The sequence below is a fragment of the Sphingomonas sp. PL-96 genome (assembly GCF_020707215.1).
GTDB lineage: Bacteria > Pseudomonadota > Alphaproteobacteria > Sphingomonadales > Sphingomonadaceae > Sphingomonas.
In genome coordinates this window covers 357,309-373,819 of record NZ_JAJFET010000001.1, presented here as the reverse complement: position 1 = coordinate 373,819, position 16,511 = coordinate 357,309, and the positions used below count along the sequence as shown (strand labels likewise).

Genomic DNA, 16,511 nt, shown 5'->3' with positions numbered 1-16,511 from the left:
ACGATGGCCAAGCTCTCGCCCGCACTGGAACCCGGCCGCAACTGCTGGCGGATCGAGCCTGCGACCCGCGCCGCCGTCATCATCGATGCCGACGCCTATTTCCGCCTGGCCCGCGCGGCGATGCGAAAGGCTGAGGAGCAGCTGCTGCTGGTCGGCTGGGATTTCGACGGCCGCATCAAGCTGATCCAGCAGGAGGAGGACGACGGCCCGATCCATGTCGGCGCGTTCCTCGAATGGCTGGTGGAGGCCCGCAAGGGGTTGCACGTCCACATCCTGCGCTGGGACACCGGCGCGCTGAAGGCGATGTTCCGCGGCAGCACGATCCTGACGCTGCTGCGCTGGATGGCGCACCCGCGCATCACCGCCAAGCTCGACGGCTTCCACCCGCCGGCTGCCTCCCACCACCAGAAGATCGTCGTGATCGACGACTGCCTCGCCTTTTGCGGCGGCATCGACATGACCGCCGACCGCTGGGACACGCGCGACCATCGCGCCGAGCAGCCGGGCCGGGTCGAGCCGGACGGCACACCCTATGGCCCGTGGCACGATGCCACCACCGCGCTCGCGGGACCGGTCGCCAAGGCGCTGGGCGAGCTGTGCCGGACGCGGTGGCAGCTGGCCGGCGGCAAGCCGATCTCCGAACCCAGCGAAGATGTGAGCCCGCCCTGGCCCGAGGGGCTGGACGCCACCTTTACCGACGTCGAAGTCGCCATCTCCCGCTCCTCCCCCGAAATGCCGGGCCAGCCGCCCGTACGCGAGATCGAGGCGCTGTACCTGGACCTGATCGCGCGCGCCGAACGCTGGATCTATGCCGAGAGCCAGTATTTCGCGTCGCGCAAGATCGCCGAGGCGATCGCCCGCCGGCTGGACGAACCGAACGGGCCGGAGATCGTGATCGTCAATCCGGTGAGCGCGCAAGGTTGGCTGGAGCCGATCGCGATGGACACGGCGCGCTCGCGGCTGCTGGAGGCGCTGCGCCGGCGCGACCGGCACGGGCGGCTGCGCGTCTATCATGCCGAAAACGAAGCCGGCGATCCGATCTACATCCACGCCAAGGTCACGGTGATCGATGGCGAGATCCTGCGGGTCGGGTCGTCGAACTTCAACAACCGTTCGATGCGGCTCGACACCGAGTGCGACGTGACGATCGATTCAACCCGGTCCGCCAACGCGCACGCCGCCCCTGCCATCGCCAATGTCGCCCATGCGCTGGTGGCCGAGCACACTGGTGCCGAGCCCGAAGCCGTCGCCCGGCACATGGCGGAGACAGGGTCGCTGATCGCCACCATTGAAGCGCTGAGCCCCGCGACCGGCCGCCGCCTGCGCCCGTACAAGGATCCCGACCTCAACAGCGTCGAGAAGTGGCTGGCCGACAATGAGGTGCTCGACCCGGAAGGGCCCGAGGAGATGTTCGAGGCGCTGTCGAAGCGCGGGCTGATGCGGCGGCTGCGCCCCGGCCACAAGGCGCCGGTACCACCGGCGCTCTACGCGGGAGGCGCGGTGGCGGCAGCGGCCGTGGGCGGCGTCGCGGCGCTGCTGTGGCGCCGGCGCGGACGGCGCGACTGACGCTTCGGTCGGGCACCGAACCGCCCCCATCCGCGTGTTCCTGCGAAGGCAGGAACCCAGGGCCAAGCAGAGCAACGGGCTGCGTCGCATGACGCCCTGCGCTCCTGCCTCCGCAGGAGCACAGCGGGAGTGGCGCAAAACAACATCCCGGCTCAAGCCGTGACGACCGTGAAACCCGACGGTGAAACCATGCGCGAACGACGCTAAAGGCGCGGGCACGCCGACGCTGCCGTGCCTGAGGATCGACCATGATCGCCGCCATTTCCCTGCTGCTGTTCTGCCAACTTGTCGGAGAGGCGCTGAACCGCGGGCTCGGGGTGCCGCTGCCCGGCCCGGTGCTCGGCATGTTCCTGCTGTTCTTCTGGCTGAAACTGCGCCCGGGCGAACGGGTGGAACTGAAGGCGGTGGCGACCTGGCTGATCGGCCACTTCGCCGTGCTGTTCGTGCCGGCCACGATGGGGCTGATCGACGAGGGTCCCGCCCTCGCCCGCGACGGCGTCGCGATCCTCGTCGCCTGCGTCATGGCGACGCTGCTGACCATCGCCGTGACCGCGCTGGTGTTTCGCTGGGTCTCCGCCCGCAGCGAGACCGCGGCATGAGCGCGCTTGCCTCCCTGCTCGACATGCCGCTGCTGTGGATCACCGCGACTCTGCTGGTGTTCGAAGGCGCGGACCGGATCTCGCGGCGGAGCAACCGCCATCCGCTTGCCCATCCCGTGTTGATGTCGGTGCCGGTGCTGGCCGCGATCCTCTACGCGACAGGCACGCCGTACCGGACCTATGCGCAGGGAACCGCAACGCTCAGCTTCCTGCTGGGCCCCGCCACGGTGGCGCTTGCCGTACCGCTGTGGCGCAACTGGCCGCTGGTGCGCCGCTCCGGCAAGGCAGTGCTCGCCGCGCTGCTCGCCGGATCGATTACGGCGATCGGCAGCGCGGTTGCAATCGGCTGGGCGTTCGGCGCCTCGCCGCGGGTGCTGGCGACGCTGGCGCCGCATTCGGCCACGACGCCGGTCGGCATGGCGATTGCCGATAGCATCGGCGGCATTCCGGCACTGGCGGCGGTGGCCATCCTGACGACCGGCATCTTCGGGGCGATGGTGGCGACGCCGCTGCTCGACGGCCTCAAGATCACCGATCCGCGCGCCCGCGGCTTTGCCGTCGGCGTGACCGCGCACGGCCTGGGCACCGCCCGCGCCTTTCAGGTGAGCGAGACGGCAGGCACCTTTGCCGGCATGGCCATGGCGCTCAACGCCGCGATGACCGCGCTGCTGCTGTCGCTGGTGGCGTTGTTCTGAGATCCCTTGCAGTTTGTTCAAGAAAATGGTGTGACCGTCCCCAAGACACTGCAACTGCATCACAAATACAATCAACGCGCCTTACGGACGGCGGCGAACAGGGACCCTGTCGCAGGGGGAGGGGATGATGGGGGAACCAGCGGGCGCTCGCTCGGCCGGACCTGACGTGGCATTAAGCGCCAGAAGCGCGATCTGCATCCAGCTTTCCCGCGGCCTGCCCGGGTCCTTCGTGATCCTGCACGAAAAGGATGCCGATCGCCCGGCGCCTCCCGCCTCGATCACCAAGCTTCTGACGGCGGTGACCGCGCTTCACATCCTCGATCGAGGCAACATGCCCGCCCCTCCCGAATTGGTCGTGGAAGCCGGCGACCTTGCGGAGGGTTCGGGACGGAACCTGCGGGCGGGCGATTGCCTGAGCTTTCAGGACATGCTCGCAAACGTGCTGCTTGCTTCGTCCAACATCGGCGCCAACGTCCTCGCGCGGCATTTCGGCCGCATGCTGCTGCAGCAGGAGCGGGCAGCCGGCATTGCGCCCATTGACCGTTTCGTCCGCGAAATGAACGCCGTCGCGCAAAGTCTGCGGATGAAGCGGTCGCACTTCCTGAACCCGCATGGGCTTGGCGCCCGCGGACAGCATTCCACCGCGCGCGACCTGTCGCAGCTGGTGGTGGCTTGCCTCGACTATCCCGCGATCACCGGAGTCTGGGGAAAGCCGCGGCATGTCCTGTCAATCGGCGGCCCAGACCCGCGGCAATTGCCCGTCGCGTCCATCTTCCAGGCATCGACACGCAAGCTCTGCCCCGACTTCGCCATCCCCCAGTTCAGGGGCGGAAAATCCGGCTCGCTCTACCCTTCGCTGTTTAACCTCGCAGCGGTTTCGGAGCGGGCTAACGGGGAACGTGTCGCCTCGGTAACGATCGGGTCTCCGACGGTGATGGACCGCTACGGCGACTATCTGGCGCTTACAGGGATGGCGAACGCTGCGTCGACCCTTGCGGCGCCGGTCAGCTGGACCGAACTGGCTAGGGCACTGTCGGCCTGAGACCGCATTCTGAAGTGCCGCCACGCGCGCACCCTCTAGCCCCTTCGCGCCGGTGCCGCTAAGGGCTCGCGCATGACCCAGATCACGCCCGAGATCGTCGCCGAGCACGGCCTTTCCCCCGAGGAATATGAGCGCGTCCTGCACGCGATGGGGCGCGAGCCCAATTTGACGGAGCTCGGCATCTTCTCGGTGATGTGGTCCGAGCACTGCTCGTACAAGTCGAGCCGCATTCATCTGAAGAAGCTGCCGACCGAGGGACCGCAGGTAATCTGCGGCCCAGGCGAGAATGCGGGCGTGGTCGACATCGGCGATGGCCAGGCGGCGATCTTCAAGATGGAGTCGCACAACCACCCCTCCTACATCGAGCCATACCAGGGCGCGGCGACGGGCGTGGGCGGCATCCTGCGCGACGTGTTCACCATGGGCGCGCGGCCGGTCGCGAACCTGAACGCGCTGCGCTTCGGCCGGCCTGACCATCCCAAGATGCGCCACCTGATCGCGGGCGTGGTCCACGGCATCGGCGGCTATGGCAACTGCGTGGGCGTGCCGACCGTGGGTGGCGAGGTGAACTTCCACCCGGCCTATGACGGCAACATCCTGGTCAACGCGATGACCGTGGGCGTCGCCGACCAGGACAAGATCTTCTACTCGGCCGCCTCGGGCGTGGGCAATCCGATCGTCTATGTGGGTTCGAAGACCGGCCGCGACGGCATCCACGGCGCGACCATGGCCTCGGCCGATTTCGGCGAGGATTCGGAAGAGAAGCGTCCCACCGTCCAGGTCGGCGATCCTTTCACCGAGAAGCTGCTGATCGAGGCGTGCCTGGAGTTGATGGCATCGGACGCGATCGTCGCGATCCAGGACATGGGTGCCGCCGGCCTCACCTCTTCCTCGGTCGAGATGGCGTCCAAGGGCGGGGTCGGCATCGAGCTGGTGATGGACGATGTTCCCCAGCGCGAAGAGGGCATGACGCCCTATGAAATGATGCTGTCGGAGAGCCAGGAGCGCATGCTCATGGTGCTGAAGCCCGGCCGCGAGGACTTCGCCGAGGCGATCTTCCGCAAGTGGGAACTCGATTTCGCGATCATCGGCCGCGTGACCGACACCGGCCGCATGGTGCTGAAGTGGAAGGGCGACACGGTTGCCGACATTCCCCTCGCCCCGCTCGCCGACGAGGCGCCGCTCTACGACCGTCCGCATGTGCCGACGCCGAAGCCGGCCGAGCTGACGAACGTGCCTGCGTGCGGCGATCCGGCCGCGGACCTGCTCAAGCTGATGGGCTCGCCCGACATCGCCAGCCGGCGGTGGATCTGGGAGCAGTATGACCACATGGTCGGCGCCGACACCGTGCAGCGCCCGGGCGGCGACGCCGCGGTGGTGCGCGTGCACGGCACCAAGAAGGCGCTGGCGATCACCACCGACTCCACCCCGCGCTATTGCTTCGCGGACCCGGTCGAGGGCGGCAAGCAGGCGGTGGCCGAGGCGTGGCGCAACCTGACCGCGGTGGGCGCCACCCCGCTTGCGATCACCAACTGCCTGAACTTCGCCAACCCGCAGCGGCCCGAGATCATGGGCCAGATCGTCGGATGCCTGGAGGGCATGGGCGAGGCGTGCCGCGCGCTCGACTTCCCGATCGTGTCGGGCAACGTGTCGCTCTACAACGAGTCGAAGGCGACGGGCGGCGGCTCGGCGATCCTGCCGACGCCGGCGATCGGCGGCCTGGGGCTGATGGCCGACTGGGAGAAGTCGATGACCATCGCCTTCAAGCAGACCGGCGACATCATCATCGCGCTCGGCAACCGCTCCGGCCACCTCGGCCAGTCGCTGTGGCTGCGCGAGATCCACGGCCGCGAGGAAGGCCCCCCGCCGCCGGTGGACCTGGAGCAGGAGCGCCGCACCGGCGACTATCTGCGCGCGGCGATCACCGCGGGCGTGGTGACGGCGGCGCACGACGTGTCCGACGGCGGCCTGGCGGTGGCACTCGCCGAGATGGCGCTGGCCGGCAACGTCGGCGCGATCCTCGACAAGAAGCAGCCGTACGACCACGCCTGCTCCTTCTTTGGCGAAGACCAGGGCGTGTATCTGGTGACGGTGCACGACCATCCGCTGCTCGACTTCCTCAAGGGCGCGCAGGCGGCTGGCATCGAGGCGGAGCCGATCGGCCGCACCATCGGCAGCCGGCTGATCTTTGAGCTGGCCGACGGCGACTTCGTCGTGCCGCTCGATGCGCTGCGCACGGCGCACGAGGGCTTCTTCCCCAATCTGATGGGCAGCGACGCCGCCCTCGCCTGACGCTGGGTTGGGGGCACCGCCCCCGCCCCACTCCGTATCCCGGCGCAGGCGGGGATCCAGCCCAGCAGGGCCGGCGGCAGCGCGTGGAACCCTGGGCCCGCTTGCGCGGGAGCACTGAAGGCCAGCGGCGGAGCGTCTTCGCGGGCACTGGCTTGCGCGGGCGGCGTGCGAGTATCCGAACCCTACCCGTCGCAACCCCGCACCGCGCCGCTTTAGCTCCACCCCATCTTCCTCTAGCATCGCCTGCGGGGACAGCGGGGGAATAGCGATGGCGACGACGCAGGCGGACCGGATCGGGACGCTGGATACGGTTCGCGGGGTAGCCGTGATGGGCATCTTGCTGATGAACATCGTTGCGTTCGCGATGCCCGACGCCGCCTATATCAACCCCGCCGCCTATGGCGGGTACCGGGGCGCCGACCTGGCCGTCTTTCTCGTCAATTTCGTGCTGTTCGACGGCAAGATGCGCGGGCTGTTCAGCCTGTTGTTCGGCGCATCGATGCTGCTGGTGATCGAGCGCGCGGAGGCAAAGGGCGAGAGCCCGGCGCGCGTGCACTTCTCCCGCATGGCCTGGTTGTTCGTGTTCGGCATCGCCCATCTGCTGCTGCTGTGGTGGGGCGACATCCTGAACCAGTATGCGGTGATCGGCGCGATCGCCTACTCGTGCCGTCATGCGGACGAAAAGACGCTGGTCACGCGCGGGATCGTGCTGGTCGCGACCGCCTGGCTGCTGCTGGCCTTTATGCCGCTTGGCGTGGCGGCGATGCAGGCCGGCATCCACGACCCCGATCCGGCCAAGGCGGCCGCCAGTGCCGAGTCGCTGCGGACCTTTGTCGATGCGATGGGCGTGCCGAGCGCGGCGCATATCCAGTCGGAGTTCGCGCTCCATCGCGGCAGCTGGGCAGGGCTGATCGCGCATCGCTGGTCAGAACTCTCCACCTCCCTCTCGTCCACGCTGTTCGTCGGCGCGGAAACGCTGGGGTACATGCTGTTCGGCATGGCGGCGCTGCGTTCGGGGATGCTGACCGGCGGGTGGTCGCGCGCGCGCCTCCGTCGCTGGCTGCTCGTCTGCTTCGGCATCGGCATTCCGGGCTATGCGCTGCTCGCCGCATGGCTGGTGTCGCGCAACTTCGGCCTGGTTACGGTGGCGGCAAGCATGGCCATTGCTCCGCCTTTGCGCGTTCTGATGATCCTCGGCTGGGCGTGCCTGATCCTGCTGCTGGCGCGGCCGGGCGGCGCGCTGACCGAGCGGATCGCCGCGGCGGGGCGGATGGCGTTCACCAATTACCTGGCGACCAGCATCGTGATGACGACGCTCTTTTACGGCTATGGCCTGGGCTGGTACGGGACCTTCTCGCGCGCGGCGCTCTATCCGGTCGTGTTCGCGATGTGGGCGGCGATGCTGCTGTGGTCGCAGGCCTGGCTGTCCCGGTTCCGCTACGGACCGTTCGAGTGGTTGTGGCGGACGCTGGCGCGACTCGAGTTCCAGCCGATGCGGGGAGCGGCGCTACCCGCCCGCTGAGATCATTCCCGTTGATTTGCGAATGCGTCGCAAAACAGTTGCGACCCATTCGCAATGGCGCTACCCGGTTCCCGTCAGCAAGGAATCGGCAATGGTTGTCTGCGTTTGCAATGCGATTCGAGAAGACGAAGTTCGGCGCGCCGCGCGCTCGGGTGCGATGAGCGCCTGCCAAGCCTATCGCGCGCTGGGACGCCAGGCAAAGTGCGGACAATGCGTGCCATTCGCACGCGAGATCATCGACGACGAACGCGCAATTGCGTGACGCTCGCAGCGCGAAAAGCCGCAGTTTTCTGCGGTTTTTCGCCTGTTCAAAGCTGCGTTTTCACCCTAGATTCACAGCCTGAATTTTCCAGCAAAGGCATGTGCACGTGAAGGGTGATCCCAAGGTCGTCGAATTCCTCAACGAAACGCTCCGCAACGAGCTGACGGCGATCAACCAATATTGGTTGCACTACCGGATGTTCGATCACTGGGGCGTGTACAAGCTCGCCAAGTTCGAGCGCGAGGAATCCATCGAGGAGATGAAGCACGCCGATCGCCTGGCTGAGCGCATCCTCTTCCTGGACGGGCTTCCCAATTTCCAGCTGCTCGGCCGCCTGCGCATCGGCGAGACCGTGGTCGAGGCGATCAAGGCGGACCTGGCCCTGGAGCTGGAGGCCGTCGCCCAGCTGCGCGAGGCGATCGCCTATTGCGAAAGCGTGCGCGACTTCGTCAGCCGCGACCTGTTCGCCGAGATCCTCGAAAATGAGGAAGAGCATGTCGACACGCTGGAACGGCAGTTCGAGATGATCGAGCGCATGGGCCTGGAGAACTACATCGCCCTCAACGCCAAGTCGGAATATGATGTGAAGGAGGGCTGAGCTTCCCTCCCCTTCCGATCGGACGCGGCAAAGGGCTGGCGGCACGCCGGCCCTTTTTCGTTGCGAGGCGCCGCCCCTCGGCGTCTGCGCCCGTCACCCGGCGCAAACCGCTTGCTGAACAGGGCGCCGGGCTTGTACGTGACATTTCGATGAACCTCCCGCCTCCGGACCAGTCACGAGATCGCCGGATCGAGGATCCGACAAACCTGCTGGTCATCCATCCTGCAGCCCGCCGGCTTTTGCCGTGGTTCCTTGCGCGCGGGGTTTCGGCGAACGCGGTGTCGGTGGGGGGGCTGGCGCTGGGCACGCTCGCCGCTTGCGCATACGGCCAGTGGCAGGCGCCGGGCTTTGCGGTGGCTGGGCTGCTGCTGTCGATCGCGTGGCTGATTGCCGACGGACTGGACGGCATGATCGCTCGCGCGACCGGCACCGCCAGCGCGCTGGGCCGCGCGCTCGACGGGCTGTGCGACCATGGCGTGTTCATGCTGATCTATGTCGTTCTCGCCTCCTCGATCGGCACCGGCGAAGCCTGGGCGCTGGCCTGTGCGGCGGGCGTGGCCCATGCGGTGCAGTCCAACCTGTATGAGAGCGAGCGCGCGCGCTATCACCGCCGGTGCAAGGGCGTTGCCGCTACAGCCGCCAGCCCGAGCGCCAACCCGCTGGTACGCATCTATGATCGCGTAGCCGGCACGCTGGACCATTTCGCCGCGCCGTTCGACACCGCGCTGGCGCAAGCGCCCGATCGCCGGACGCTGGCGGGGGCCTATGGCGAAGCGGCAGCACGGCCGATGCGGCTGCTGAGGCTGATGACCGCCAACGTGCGCGTCATGACCATCTTTATCGCGTGTCTTGCCGGCAATCCCCGGCTTTTCTGGTGGGTCGAGCTCGTACCGCTTACCGCCATCCTGATCCTGGGCCTGATCTGGCACCGCTCCGTCGAGTCCCGACTGGTGCGTGGCCTGAGCACCCGCCCTGCCCCGTCAATTCCGTCATCCAGTCGAAGGACGTAACCAAGTAATGCCGAGCATCAACATCGCCGTCGTCGGCGTCGGTAACTGCGCCAGCTCCCTCGTGCAGGGCCTTTCCCACTACCGGGACGGCGCCAACGAGCGGGTCGGACTGATGCACTGGGACCTGGGCGGCTATCGCCCCAGCGACATCAAGGTCGTGGCCGCGTGGGACGTCGACCAGCGCAAGGTCGGCAAGGACGTGGCCGAGGCGATCTTCGCCAAGCCGAACTGCACCGCCATCTTCTGCGAAACCGTGGAGCCGACCGGCGCGGTCGTGCAGATGGGCAAGGTGCTGGACGGCGTTGCCGAGCACATGGCCGACTATAAGGACGAGCGCACCTTCCTGCTCGCCGACGCGGCCGAACCTACCAAGGAAGATGTCGTGGCGGCGCTGCGCGCGAGCAAGGCCGACGTGCTGATGAACTACCTGCCGGTGGGGTCGCAGGAAGCGACCGAATTCTATGCCGAATGCGCGATCGAGGCCGGCGTCGCGTTCGTGAACAACATCCCCGTGTTCATTGCGAGCAACCCGGTCTGGGCCAAGCGCTTCGAGGATGCGGGCGTGCCGATCGTCGGCGACGACATCAAGGCGCAGCTGGGTGCGACCATCGTCCACCGCGTGCTGACCGACCTGTTCGCCAAGCGCGGCGTGAAGCTGGAGCGGACCTACCAGCTCAACACCGGCGGCAACACCGACTTCCTCAACATGTCGAACCATCGCCGGCTGGAGTCGAAGAAGATCTCGAAGACCGAGGCCGTGCAGTCGGTCGCGGCCGAACGGCTGGAAGAGGACAATGTCCACATCGGCCCGTCCGACTATGTGCCGTGGCAGAACGACAACAAGATCTGCTTCCTGCGCATGGAAGGCAGCATGTTCGGCGGCGTGCCGATGAACCTGGAGCTGCGGCTGTCGGTCGAGGACTCGCCCAACAGCGCCGGCGTCGCGATCGACATGATCCGCTGCGCCAAGCTTGCCAAGGATCGTGGCCTGGCCGGTCCGATCGACGCTGCCTCCGCCTATTTCTGCAAGCACCCGCGCACGCAGATGACGGACGACCTCGCCCAGCAGGCGGTGGAAGCCTTCGTCGCTGCGTAACCAGGTGATCGACACCGCCATCCTGCTGGCTGCGGGCGAAGGCAGCCGCCTTCGCTCCGCAGCACCATTCAAGCCGCTGTGCACGGTCGCCGGACGGCCGTTGATCGACCACGCCCTCCACGGGCTGGCGGCGGCCGGGATGGCGCGGGCGGTGGTGGTGCTCGGCTATGGTGCCGAGGCGATCGAGGCGCATCTGGCCGCGCACGACTGGCCGGTTGCGGTCGAGCATGTGCGGGTCGCCGACTATCACGAGCCCAATGGCGTGTCGGTGCTGGCGGCGCAGGCGCAGGTCGGGCCGCAAGGCGTGCTGCTCGCGATGTGCGACCATCTGGTCGATCCGGAGCTCTACCGGCGCATGGCGTTGGGCGGCGTACCTGCCGGCGGCGCCCACCTCGCCATCGACCGGCGGCTGGACAGCGATTGGGTCGACCTGGACGACGTGACGCGAGTCCAGACCCAGGGCGAGCACATCGTGGCGATCGGCAAGGGGCTGGAGCCGTTCGACTGTTTCGACACGGGCGTGTTCGCGATCGGCGCGGCGCTGTTCGCCGCGCTGCAGGGGCTGGAGGCGCCGTCGCTGACGGAAGGGATGCGCGCGTTGGTGCCGGGCGGCCAGGCGCTGGTGACGGATTGCAGCGACCTCGACTGGATCGACGTCGACGACCAGGCGGCGCTCGCCAAGGCCGAGGCCTGGCTGGGAGCGCGGGTTTAGCGCGCAAGGCGCGAGTTCGGCAGCGCTTCTCCTGACGTGAGTTGCTCAAGTGCCGCCCGGCGCCGCATGGTATCCCCACGCAGGGGTCAAGCAAGGCAACCACTGCCGGTGCGTGTGGCCCTGGGCTCCTGCCTCCGCAGGAGCACGGGGGTCTTGGGAGCTTCTACCGCACCTCGAAGCGGTGTTCTTCCAACCGCATCAGTTGCCGCCCGGCCGCCTCTGCCACTGCACGCATCTCGCGTTCCGCATTGGGATCGTCGGCGAGCACCTCAAACGCCGCGCCCTCCCCGCCCTGCCGCAGCGCACGGGCCAGCCGCAGCGCGGGCCAGGGGCAGCGCAGGCCGCGCGCGTCGATCATCCGTCCTTGTTGTCGAACGGGTTTTTGGGCGCGCGCAGGTTCAGGCGCACCGGCACCGCGCCGAAATCAAATTCGCGGCGGATGCCATTGATCAGATAGCGCTTGTAGCTTTCCGGCAGCATGTCGACGCGCGTGCCGAACAGCACGAAGCTGGGCGGGCGCGTGTTGTTCTGGGTGATATAGCGCATCTTGATGCGCTTGCCGCCGGGCGCGGGCGGCGGATTGGCCTCGATCGCGCGTTCGAACCAGCGGTTGAGTGCGCCGGTCGACACGCGACGGCTCCAGGCCTCGCGAGTCTCGAATGCCACCTTGAGCAGCACGTCGATGCCCTTCCCGCTGAACGCGGAGACCGTCAGCAGCGGCACGCCCTTAGCCTGGGCGAGCCCTTCCTCCAGCGCACCCTTGACGCCGTTGAACAGGCTGGAGGCGTTTTCGGCCACGTCCCATTTGTTGAGCGCGATCACCAGCCCACGGCCTTCCTGGAGGACGCGGTCGGCGATCTTGATGTCCTGCACCTCAAGCCCGCGCGTGGCGTCGAGCAGCAGCACCACGACCTCGGCAAAGTCGACCGCTCGCAAGGCGTCGGCCACCGACAGCTTCTCGAGCTTTTCCTGCACGCGTGCGCGCTTGCGCATGCCGGCAGTGTCGATCAGGCGGACCGGGCGGCCCTCCCACTCCCACTGGATCGCGATCGAGTCGCGGGTGATGCCGGCCTCGGGACCGGTGATCAGCCGATCCTGGCCCAGCATGCGGTTGATGAGCGTCGACTTGCCCGCGTTCGGGCGGCCGACGATCGCGAGCTTGAGCGGCGCGTCGGGGGATTCGGGATCCTCCTCCGGTTCTTCCTCTTGCTCGCGCTCGACGAACGGACGCAGTGCGTCGAACAGATCGACCACGCCCTCGCCATGTTCGGCCGACAGCGGCACCGGATCGCCGAAGCCGAACGCCATCGCCTCGATCACCCCGGTCTCGCCCGCGCGGCCCTCGGCCTTGTTGGCGACGACCACGACGGGGCGGTCCGCGGCGCGCAGCCAGCGGGCGATTTCCTCGTCCAGCGGCGTCACCCCGGCGCGCGCGTCGATCATGAACAGCGCGACGTCGGCGTCGATCACGGCCGCTTCGGTCTGCTGGCGCATGCGGCCCGGCAGGGTCTGCGGATCCTCATCCTCGAACCCGGCGGTGTCGATGATCCGGAATTCGAGCCCGAGCAGGTTCGCATCCCCCTCCCGCCGGTCGCGCGTGACGCCCGGCTGGTCATCGACAAGCGCCAGGCGCTTGCCGACGAGCCGGTTGAACAGCGTCGACTTCCCCACATTGGGGCGTCCGATAATGGCGACGGTAGATAGGGGCATGGAGGCTTTCAGCGAGCGTCAGCGCCAGGCGCTGATCGTGCCCGAATCATCGAGCAGGTACAAAGTGGAGTTGGCGACGACCGGCGACAGGCTGATCGTGTTCTTGGCGGCGTCGACCGTCGCGCTGACGCTGCCGTCCTCGGGCGAGGCATAGACCAGCTGGCCGTCGGAGTTGGCGAGCACCAGGCGATTGCCGGCAAGCACGGGTCCGACCCACAGGATCGGCCCCTTCTTCTTCTTCTCGTTCTTGTAGCGGGGCAGCTGGTGCATCCAGCGCACCTTGCCGCTGCCGCGCGCAATCGCGAGCAGGCGCGCGTCGTCGGTAACGACGAACAGCCATTCGCCGGCCACCGCAGGCGTCGAGATGCCGGCGAGATTCTGTTCCCACATACGCTGGCCGCTGGTGACTTCCAGCGCGACCATGCGACCGCCCTGGCCGACCGCATAGGCCTGCCCGGAGTCGATCACCGGCTCGGCGTCGATGTCTGCGAGCGACGAGACCGAGGTCGAGGCACTGGTGCGCGACAGGGTGTCCGCCCAGAGCGAGCGGCCATTCTCATAGCGATAGGCGTTGAGCTCGCCCGAGGAGAAGCCGGCGACCACCGTGCCCTGTGCCGAGGCGGGGGCCGCAACGCCGAACACGCCCTGGCTCTCGACCGAGCCGGCCTGGGTCCAGACAACCGTGCCGTCCGTCTGCGAGAGCGCGAACAGCTGGTTGTCCTGGCTGACGACATAGACCTGTTCGTTGGCGACCGTCGGCGCCCCGCGCAGCGGGCCGCCGGGCTTGCCGCGCCAGATCTCGGCACCATCGGCAATGTTGAGCGCGACCACGTCGCCCAGGCCGTTGGTGGCGAACAGGCGATCACCGCCGACGCTGACGCCGCCACCGAAGCGCGCGGCCTGATTGCCCTTGTCCGCGTCCTTGACCGTGTTCGCGGTCCAGCCGGCATCGCCGGTCGCGGCGTCGAACGAGTGGACGACGCCATCGGTGTCGATCACGAACAGGCGACCGCCCGAGACCACCGGAGCCGCAGCCAGGCGCACGCGGGTCGTGCCGCCGGGGATGCTTGCGGTCCAGGCGCGGGTGGGCGACGCGCCAAGCGCGAGATGGCCCATCGCCTTCGACTCGTTGCCGCCCGGCTGAGTCCAGTCCGGGTTCACCACCGCCGGCGGCAGCAGCACCTGCACGGCCGCGAGCGACGGATCGACGGTGACATCATTCTCGGCGGCCAGGATCGGCACGCGCTCGCCCAGGATCGGCGTCTTGCGCTTGCCGTCGCCCTTGAAGATGCCGCAGCCACCGAGCAGCGAAAGCGCTGCCACGGCCGTCATCAGCTTTGCGCTGGTCCTCATCCTGCGTTCTTTTCCTCTGAGGTGGGGGGTGTGGGCGCCTTGGAGGCGGGCGCCTCTACGCCAAGAGCACTGGCCATCTGAACCGCACGTTGCCGGATCGATTCAGGCACGCTTTCCGTCTGGGCGATTTCGCCGAACATCTTGCCTGCCAGATCGCGCTTGCCCAGGCGGATATAGGCGATGGCGACCATTTCGCCGGCGCTGCCGAAGAAGGGGTTCTGCTTGGTGGCAAGCCCGCGCAGCCGGTCGATCACCGCCTGCGGCTTGAGCGTGTCGTATTCGGCGGCGGTCTGGCGCAGCAGCGCCAGGTCGCGGAACTCGCCGGGCATCGAGTTGTCGTTGGCGACTTCGGCGAACTTGGCCGCGGCGCCCTTCAGGTCCTGCTTCTGGAGCAGGACATCGGCCTGCACGAACTTGGCCGAGGCGCGATAGCCGTCGCTGTCCGAGTTCGCGAGCGTGGCGAGCGGCGCCGTCGCCGCGTTCACGCGGCTCGCGCCCAGGTCGTCCATCGCCTGCTGCAGCACGACGCCCTGTTCGGCCGCCTTTTCCTTCTGGTGGTGGTTCCACCAGATCCAGCCGCCGAACGCCGCCAGCAGCACGACGATGGCGACCGCGACCCACAGGCCATAGCGGCGGCCGAAGCTCGCCACCTGGTCTCGCCGCAACTCCTCATCGACCTCGCGCAGGAAGGCCTGATTGTTCTGGGGGGTGAGCGCCAAGTCCTACTCCATGCGTGCGGCGAACGAAGCGCGCTATCTAGCCGCGCGCGCGGGGAAACGAAAGCCGTCAGGCCCGTGGTTGATAGAGGTGTTCCGCACCCGGAAAGGCACGCGACCGCACGTCGCCCGCATAGGCGGCAACCGCGGCCGAAATACGGCCGGCAAGATCCTCATATCGCTTCACGAACCGCGCGGTCTGGTCGAACAGGCCCAGCATGTCCTCCCCCACCAGCACCTGGCCGTCGCAGCGCGCCGACCCGCCGATGCCGATGGTCGGACAGGCCACGCGTTCGGTGACTTCGATCGCGATCGGCTCCAGCACGCCCTCGATCACGATTGAAAAGGCGCCGGCCTCTGCGATGGCAATGCCGTCTGCGACGATCTTGGCGGCTTCGGCCTCGCTGCGGCCACGCGCACCATAGCCGCCCAGCGTGTTCACCGCCTGGGGCGTTAGGCCGATGTGGCCGATCACGGGGATGCCGCGTTCGGTGAGGAAGCGCACCGCAGGCGCCATCGCCTCCCCACCCTCGAGCTTGACGGCGGCGGCGCCGGTTTCCTTGAGCAGCCGGGCGGCGCTTTCAAACGCCTGTTCGGGGCTTGCCTCATAGCTGCCGAACGGCATGTCGATCGCGACCAGCGCATGACGGCTGCCGCGCACCACCGCTGCACCATGCGCCGCCATCATCTCCAGCGTGACCGGCACGGTGGACGGCAGGCCGTAGATCACCTGCGCCAGGCTGTCGCCGACCAGCAGCATGTCGCAATGCGGGTCGAGCAGCTGTGCCATGCGCGCGGTATAGGCGGTGAGCATCACCAGCGGCTCGGCATCCGGCCCTTTGCGGGTGCGCAGCGCGGGCACGGTCAGGCGCCTGGAAGGCCGGGCGGCGGGATCGGACGGGCGCGCGCCCCCTTCGAGGGTGGAAGTCGTGGACATGGGGACGGAATAGAGGGTGCAGGCCGCGGGCGCCAGCCACCCCAGGGCAATCAGGCCCAGTGCTGGGCGTAGATGTCCGGCTTGAACCCCACCAGCAGCGTATCGCCGTCCTCCAGCACCGGTCGGCGGATGGACGAGGGGTTGGCGAGCATGATCGCGATGGCGCCATCCCGGTCCACGTCGGCGCGCTGTTCCTCCGGCAGCTTGCGGAAGGTGGTGCCGGAGCGGTTGAGCAGCGCTTCCCAGCCGAGCCGGTCTACCCAGCGCTCCAGCGTCGCGCGATCGACGCCGGCGGTCTTGTAGTCGTGAAAGGTGTAGGACACGCCCTGCCCGTCCAGCCAGGTGCGCGCCTTCTTCATCGTGTCGCAGGCGCGGATGCCATATAGGGTGGTGGTCACTTT

Annotated in this window: 17 protein-coding genes; 11 read left to right on the top strand and 6 right to left on the bottom strand. The window is 67.9% G+C overall.

Annotation, left to right across the window (positions count from 1 at the left end):
* Positions 1-3: 3 nt before the first annotated feature.
* The 11 genes from LK533_RS01745 to LK533_RS01695 all read left to right on the top strand — a co-directional run bounded on the left by LK533_RS01745 (position 4) and on the right by LK533_RS01695 (position 11,394).
* Positions 4-1,566 carry a phospholipase D-like domain-containing protein gene (locus LK533_RS01745; protein ID WP_229361035.1) on the top strand — a complete coding sequence of 521 codons (1,563 nt, stop codon included), beginning with the start codon at positions 4-6 and terminating at the stop codon, positions 1,564-1,566.
* 248 nt (positions 1,567-1,814) lie between these two features.
* Positions 1,815-2,165, top strand: a complete 351-nt coding sequence (locus LK533_RS01740; RefSeq protein WP_229361034.1) for a CidA/LrgA family protein — start codon at positions 1,815-1,817, stop codon at positions 2,163-2,165.
* A complete protein-coding gene (locus LK533_RS01735; RefSeq protein ID WP_229361033.1) occupies positions 2,162-2,860 on the top strand; it encodes an LrgB family protein in 699 nt (232 codons plus the stop codon). The genes LK533_RS01740 and LK533_RS01735 overlap by 4 nt, the downstream gene beginning before the upstream one ends.
* Before the next feature lie 124 nt (positions 2,861-2,984).
* Entirely contained in the window at positions 2,985-3,902 is a 918-nt protein-coding gene (locus LK533_RS01730; RefSeq protein WP_324255249.1) for a D-alanyl-D-alanine carboxypeptidase family protein, read from the top strand.
* Between the two features lie 72 nt (positions 3,903-3,974).
* Complete coding sequence (gene purL / locus LK533_RS01725) at positions 3,975-6,194, top strand: phosphoribosylformylglycinamidine synthase subunit PurL (protein ID WP_229361031.1); 2,220 nt, start codon at positions 3,975-3,977, stop codon at positions 6,192-6,194.
* Positions 6,195-6,462: 268 nt separating this feature from the next.
* Entirely contained in the window at positions 6,463-7,716 is a 1,254-nt protein-coding gene (locus tag LK533_RS01720; RefSeq protein ID WP_229361030.1) for a DUF418 domain-containing protein, read from the top strand.
* Positions 7,717-7,807: 91 nt separating this feature from the next.
* The gene (locus tag LK533_RS01715; RefSeq protein WP_229361728.1) at positions 7,808-7,978 is read left to right on the top strand and encodes a (2Fe-2S)-binding protein; all 171 of its coding nucleotides are present in this window, start codon (positions 7,808-7,810) and stop codon (positions 7,976-7,978) included.
* Positions 7,979-8,084: 106 nt separating this feature from the next.
* Positions 8,085-8,576 carry a bacterioferritin gene (bfr, locus tag LK533_RS01710; protein ID WP_125961468.1) on the top strand — a complete coding sequence of 164 codons (492 nt, stop codon included), beginning with the start codon at positions 8,085-8,087 and terminating at the stop codon, positions 8,574-8,576.
* A gap of 149 nt (positions 8,577-8,725) precedes the next feature.
* Entirely contained in the window at positions 8,726-9,586 is an 861-nt protein-coding gene (locus LK533_RS01705; RefSeq protein ID WP_229361029.1) for a CDP-alcohol phosphatidyltransferase family protein, read from the top strand.
* Between the two features lie 7 nt (positions 9,587-9,593).
* A complete protein-coding gene (locus LK533_RS01700) occupies positions 9,594-10,682 on the top strand; it encodes an inositol-3-phosphate synthase (RefSeq protein WP_229361028.1) in 1,089 nt (362 codons plus the stop codon).
* A 4-nt stretch (positions 10,683-10,686) separates the two neighbouring features.
* On the top strand, positions 10,687-11,394 hold the full coding sequence (locus tag LK533_RS01695; RefSeq protein ID WP_229361027.1) for an NTP transferase domain-containing protein: 708 nt from the start codon (positions 10,687-10,689) through the stop codon (positions 11,392-11,394).
* 163 nt (positions 11,395-11,557) lie between these two features.
* Here LK533_RS01695 and LK533_RS01690 read toward each other — a convergent pair whose 3' ends face one another.
* From LK533_RS01690 to LK533_RS01665, 6 genes are all read right to left on the bottom strand, one after another.
* Positions 11,558-11,752, bottom strand: a complete 195-nt coding sequence (locus LK533_RS01690; RefSeq protein ID WP_229361026.1) for a sulfurtransferase TusA family protein — start codon at positions 11,750-11,752, stop codon at positions 11,558-11,560.
* Positions 11,749-13,104, bottom strand: coding sequence for a ribosome biogenesis GTPase Der (gene der / locus LK533_RS01685; protein ID WP_229361025.1), 1,356 nt, complete (start codon positions 13,102-13,104; stop codon positions 11,749-11,751). The genes LK533_RS01690 and der overlap by 4 nt, the downstream gene beginning before the upstream one ends.
* An 18-nt stretch (positions 13,105-13,122) precedes the next feature.
* The gene (locus LK533_RS01680; RefSeq protein WP_229361024.1) at positions 13,123-14,457 is read right to left on the bottom strand and encodes a PQQ-binding-like beta-propeller repeat protein; all 1,335 of its coding nucleotides are present in this window, start codon (positions 14,455-14,457) and stop codon (positions 13,123-13,125) included.
* A complete protein-coding gene (locus LK533_RS01675) occupies positions 14,454-15,176 on the bottom strand; it encodes a tetratricopeptide repeat protein (protein WP_229361023.1) in 723 nt (240 codons plus the stop codon). Before LK533_RS01675 ends, LK533_RS01680 begins: the two co-directional genes overlap by 4 nt.
* A gap of 67 nt (positions 15,177-15,243) precedes the next feature.
* Positions 15,244-16,110 carry a 3-methyl-2-oxobutanoate hydroxymethyltransferase gene (gene panB, locus LK533_RS01670; RefSeq protein WP_229361022.1) on the bottom strand — a complete coding sequence of 289 codons (867 nt, stop codon included), beginning with the start codon at positions 16,108-16,110 and terminating at the stop codon, positions 15,244-15,246.
* A gap of 50 nt (positions 16,111-16,160) precedes the next feature.
* Positions 16,161-16,508: an ArsC family reductase gene (locus LK533_RS01665; RefSeq protein ID WP_229361021.1), complete on the bottom strand. Its 348-nt coding sequence runs from the start codon at positions 16,506-16,508 to the stop codon at positions 16,161-16,163.
* Positions 16,509-16,511: the final 3 nt, after the last annotated feature.

Coding starts and splice junctions, on each gene's coding strand:
- LK533_RS01745 (WP_229361035.1), top strand. CDS start 4: ATGGCCAAGCTCTCGCCCGCACTGGAACCCGGCCGCAACTGCTGGCGG.
- LK533_RS01740 (WP_229361034.1), top strand. CDS start 1,815: ATGATCGCCGCCATTTCCCTGCTGCTGTTCTGCCAACTTGTCGGAGAG.
- LK533_RS01735 (WP_229361033.1), top strand. CDS start 2,162: ATGAGCGCGCTTGCCTCCCTGCTCGACATGCCGCTGCTGTGGATCACC.
- LK533_RS01730 (WP_324255249.1), top strand. CDS start 2,985: ATGATGGGGGAACCAGCGGGCGCTCGCTCGGCCGGACCTGACGTGGCA.
- purL (WP_229361031.1), top strand. CDS start 3,975: ATGACCCAGATCACGCCCGAGATCGTCGCCGAGCACGGCCTTTCCCCC.
- LK533_RS01720 (WP_229361030.1), top strand. CDS start 6,463: ATGGCGACGACGCAGGCGGACCGGATCGGGACGCTGGATACGGTTCGC.
- LK533_RS01715 (WP_229361728.1), top strand. CDS start 7,808: ATGGTTGTCTGCGTTTGCAATGCGATTCGAGAAGACGAAGTTCGGCGC.
- LK533_RS01705 (WP_229361029.1), top strand. CDS start 8,726: ATGAACCTCCCGCCTCCGGACCAGTCACGAGATCGCCGGATCGAGGAT.
- LK533_RS01700 (WP_229361028.1), top strand. CDS start 9,594: ATGCCGAGCATCAACATCGCCGTCGTCGGCGTCGGTAACTGCGCCAGC.
- LK533_RS01690 (WP_229361026.1), bottom strand. CDS start 11,752: ATGATCGACGCGCGCGGCCTGCGCTGCCCCTGGCCCGCGCTGCGGCTG.
- der (WP_229361025.1), bottom strand. CDS start 13,104: ATGCCCCTATCTACCGTCGCCATTATCGGACGCCCCAATGTGGGGAAG.
- LK533_RS01680 (WP_229361024.1), bottom strand. CDS start 14,457: ATGAGGACCAGCGCAAAGCTGATGACGGCCGTGGCAGCGCTTTCGCTG.
- panB (WP_229361022.1), bottom strand. CDS start 16,110: ATGTCCACGACTTCCACCCTCGAAGGGGGCGCGCGCCCGTCCGATCCC.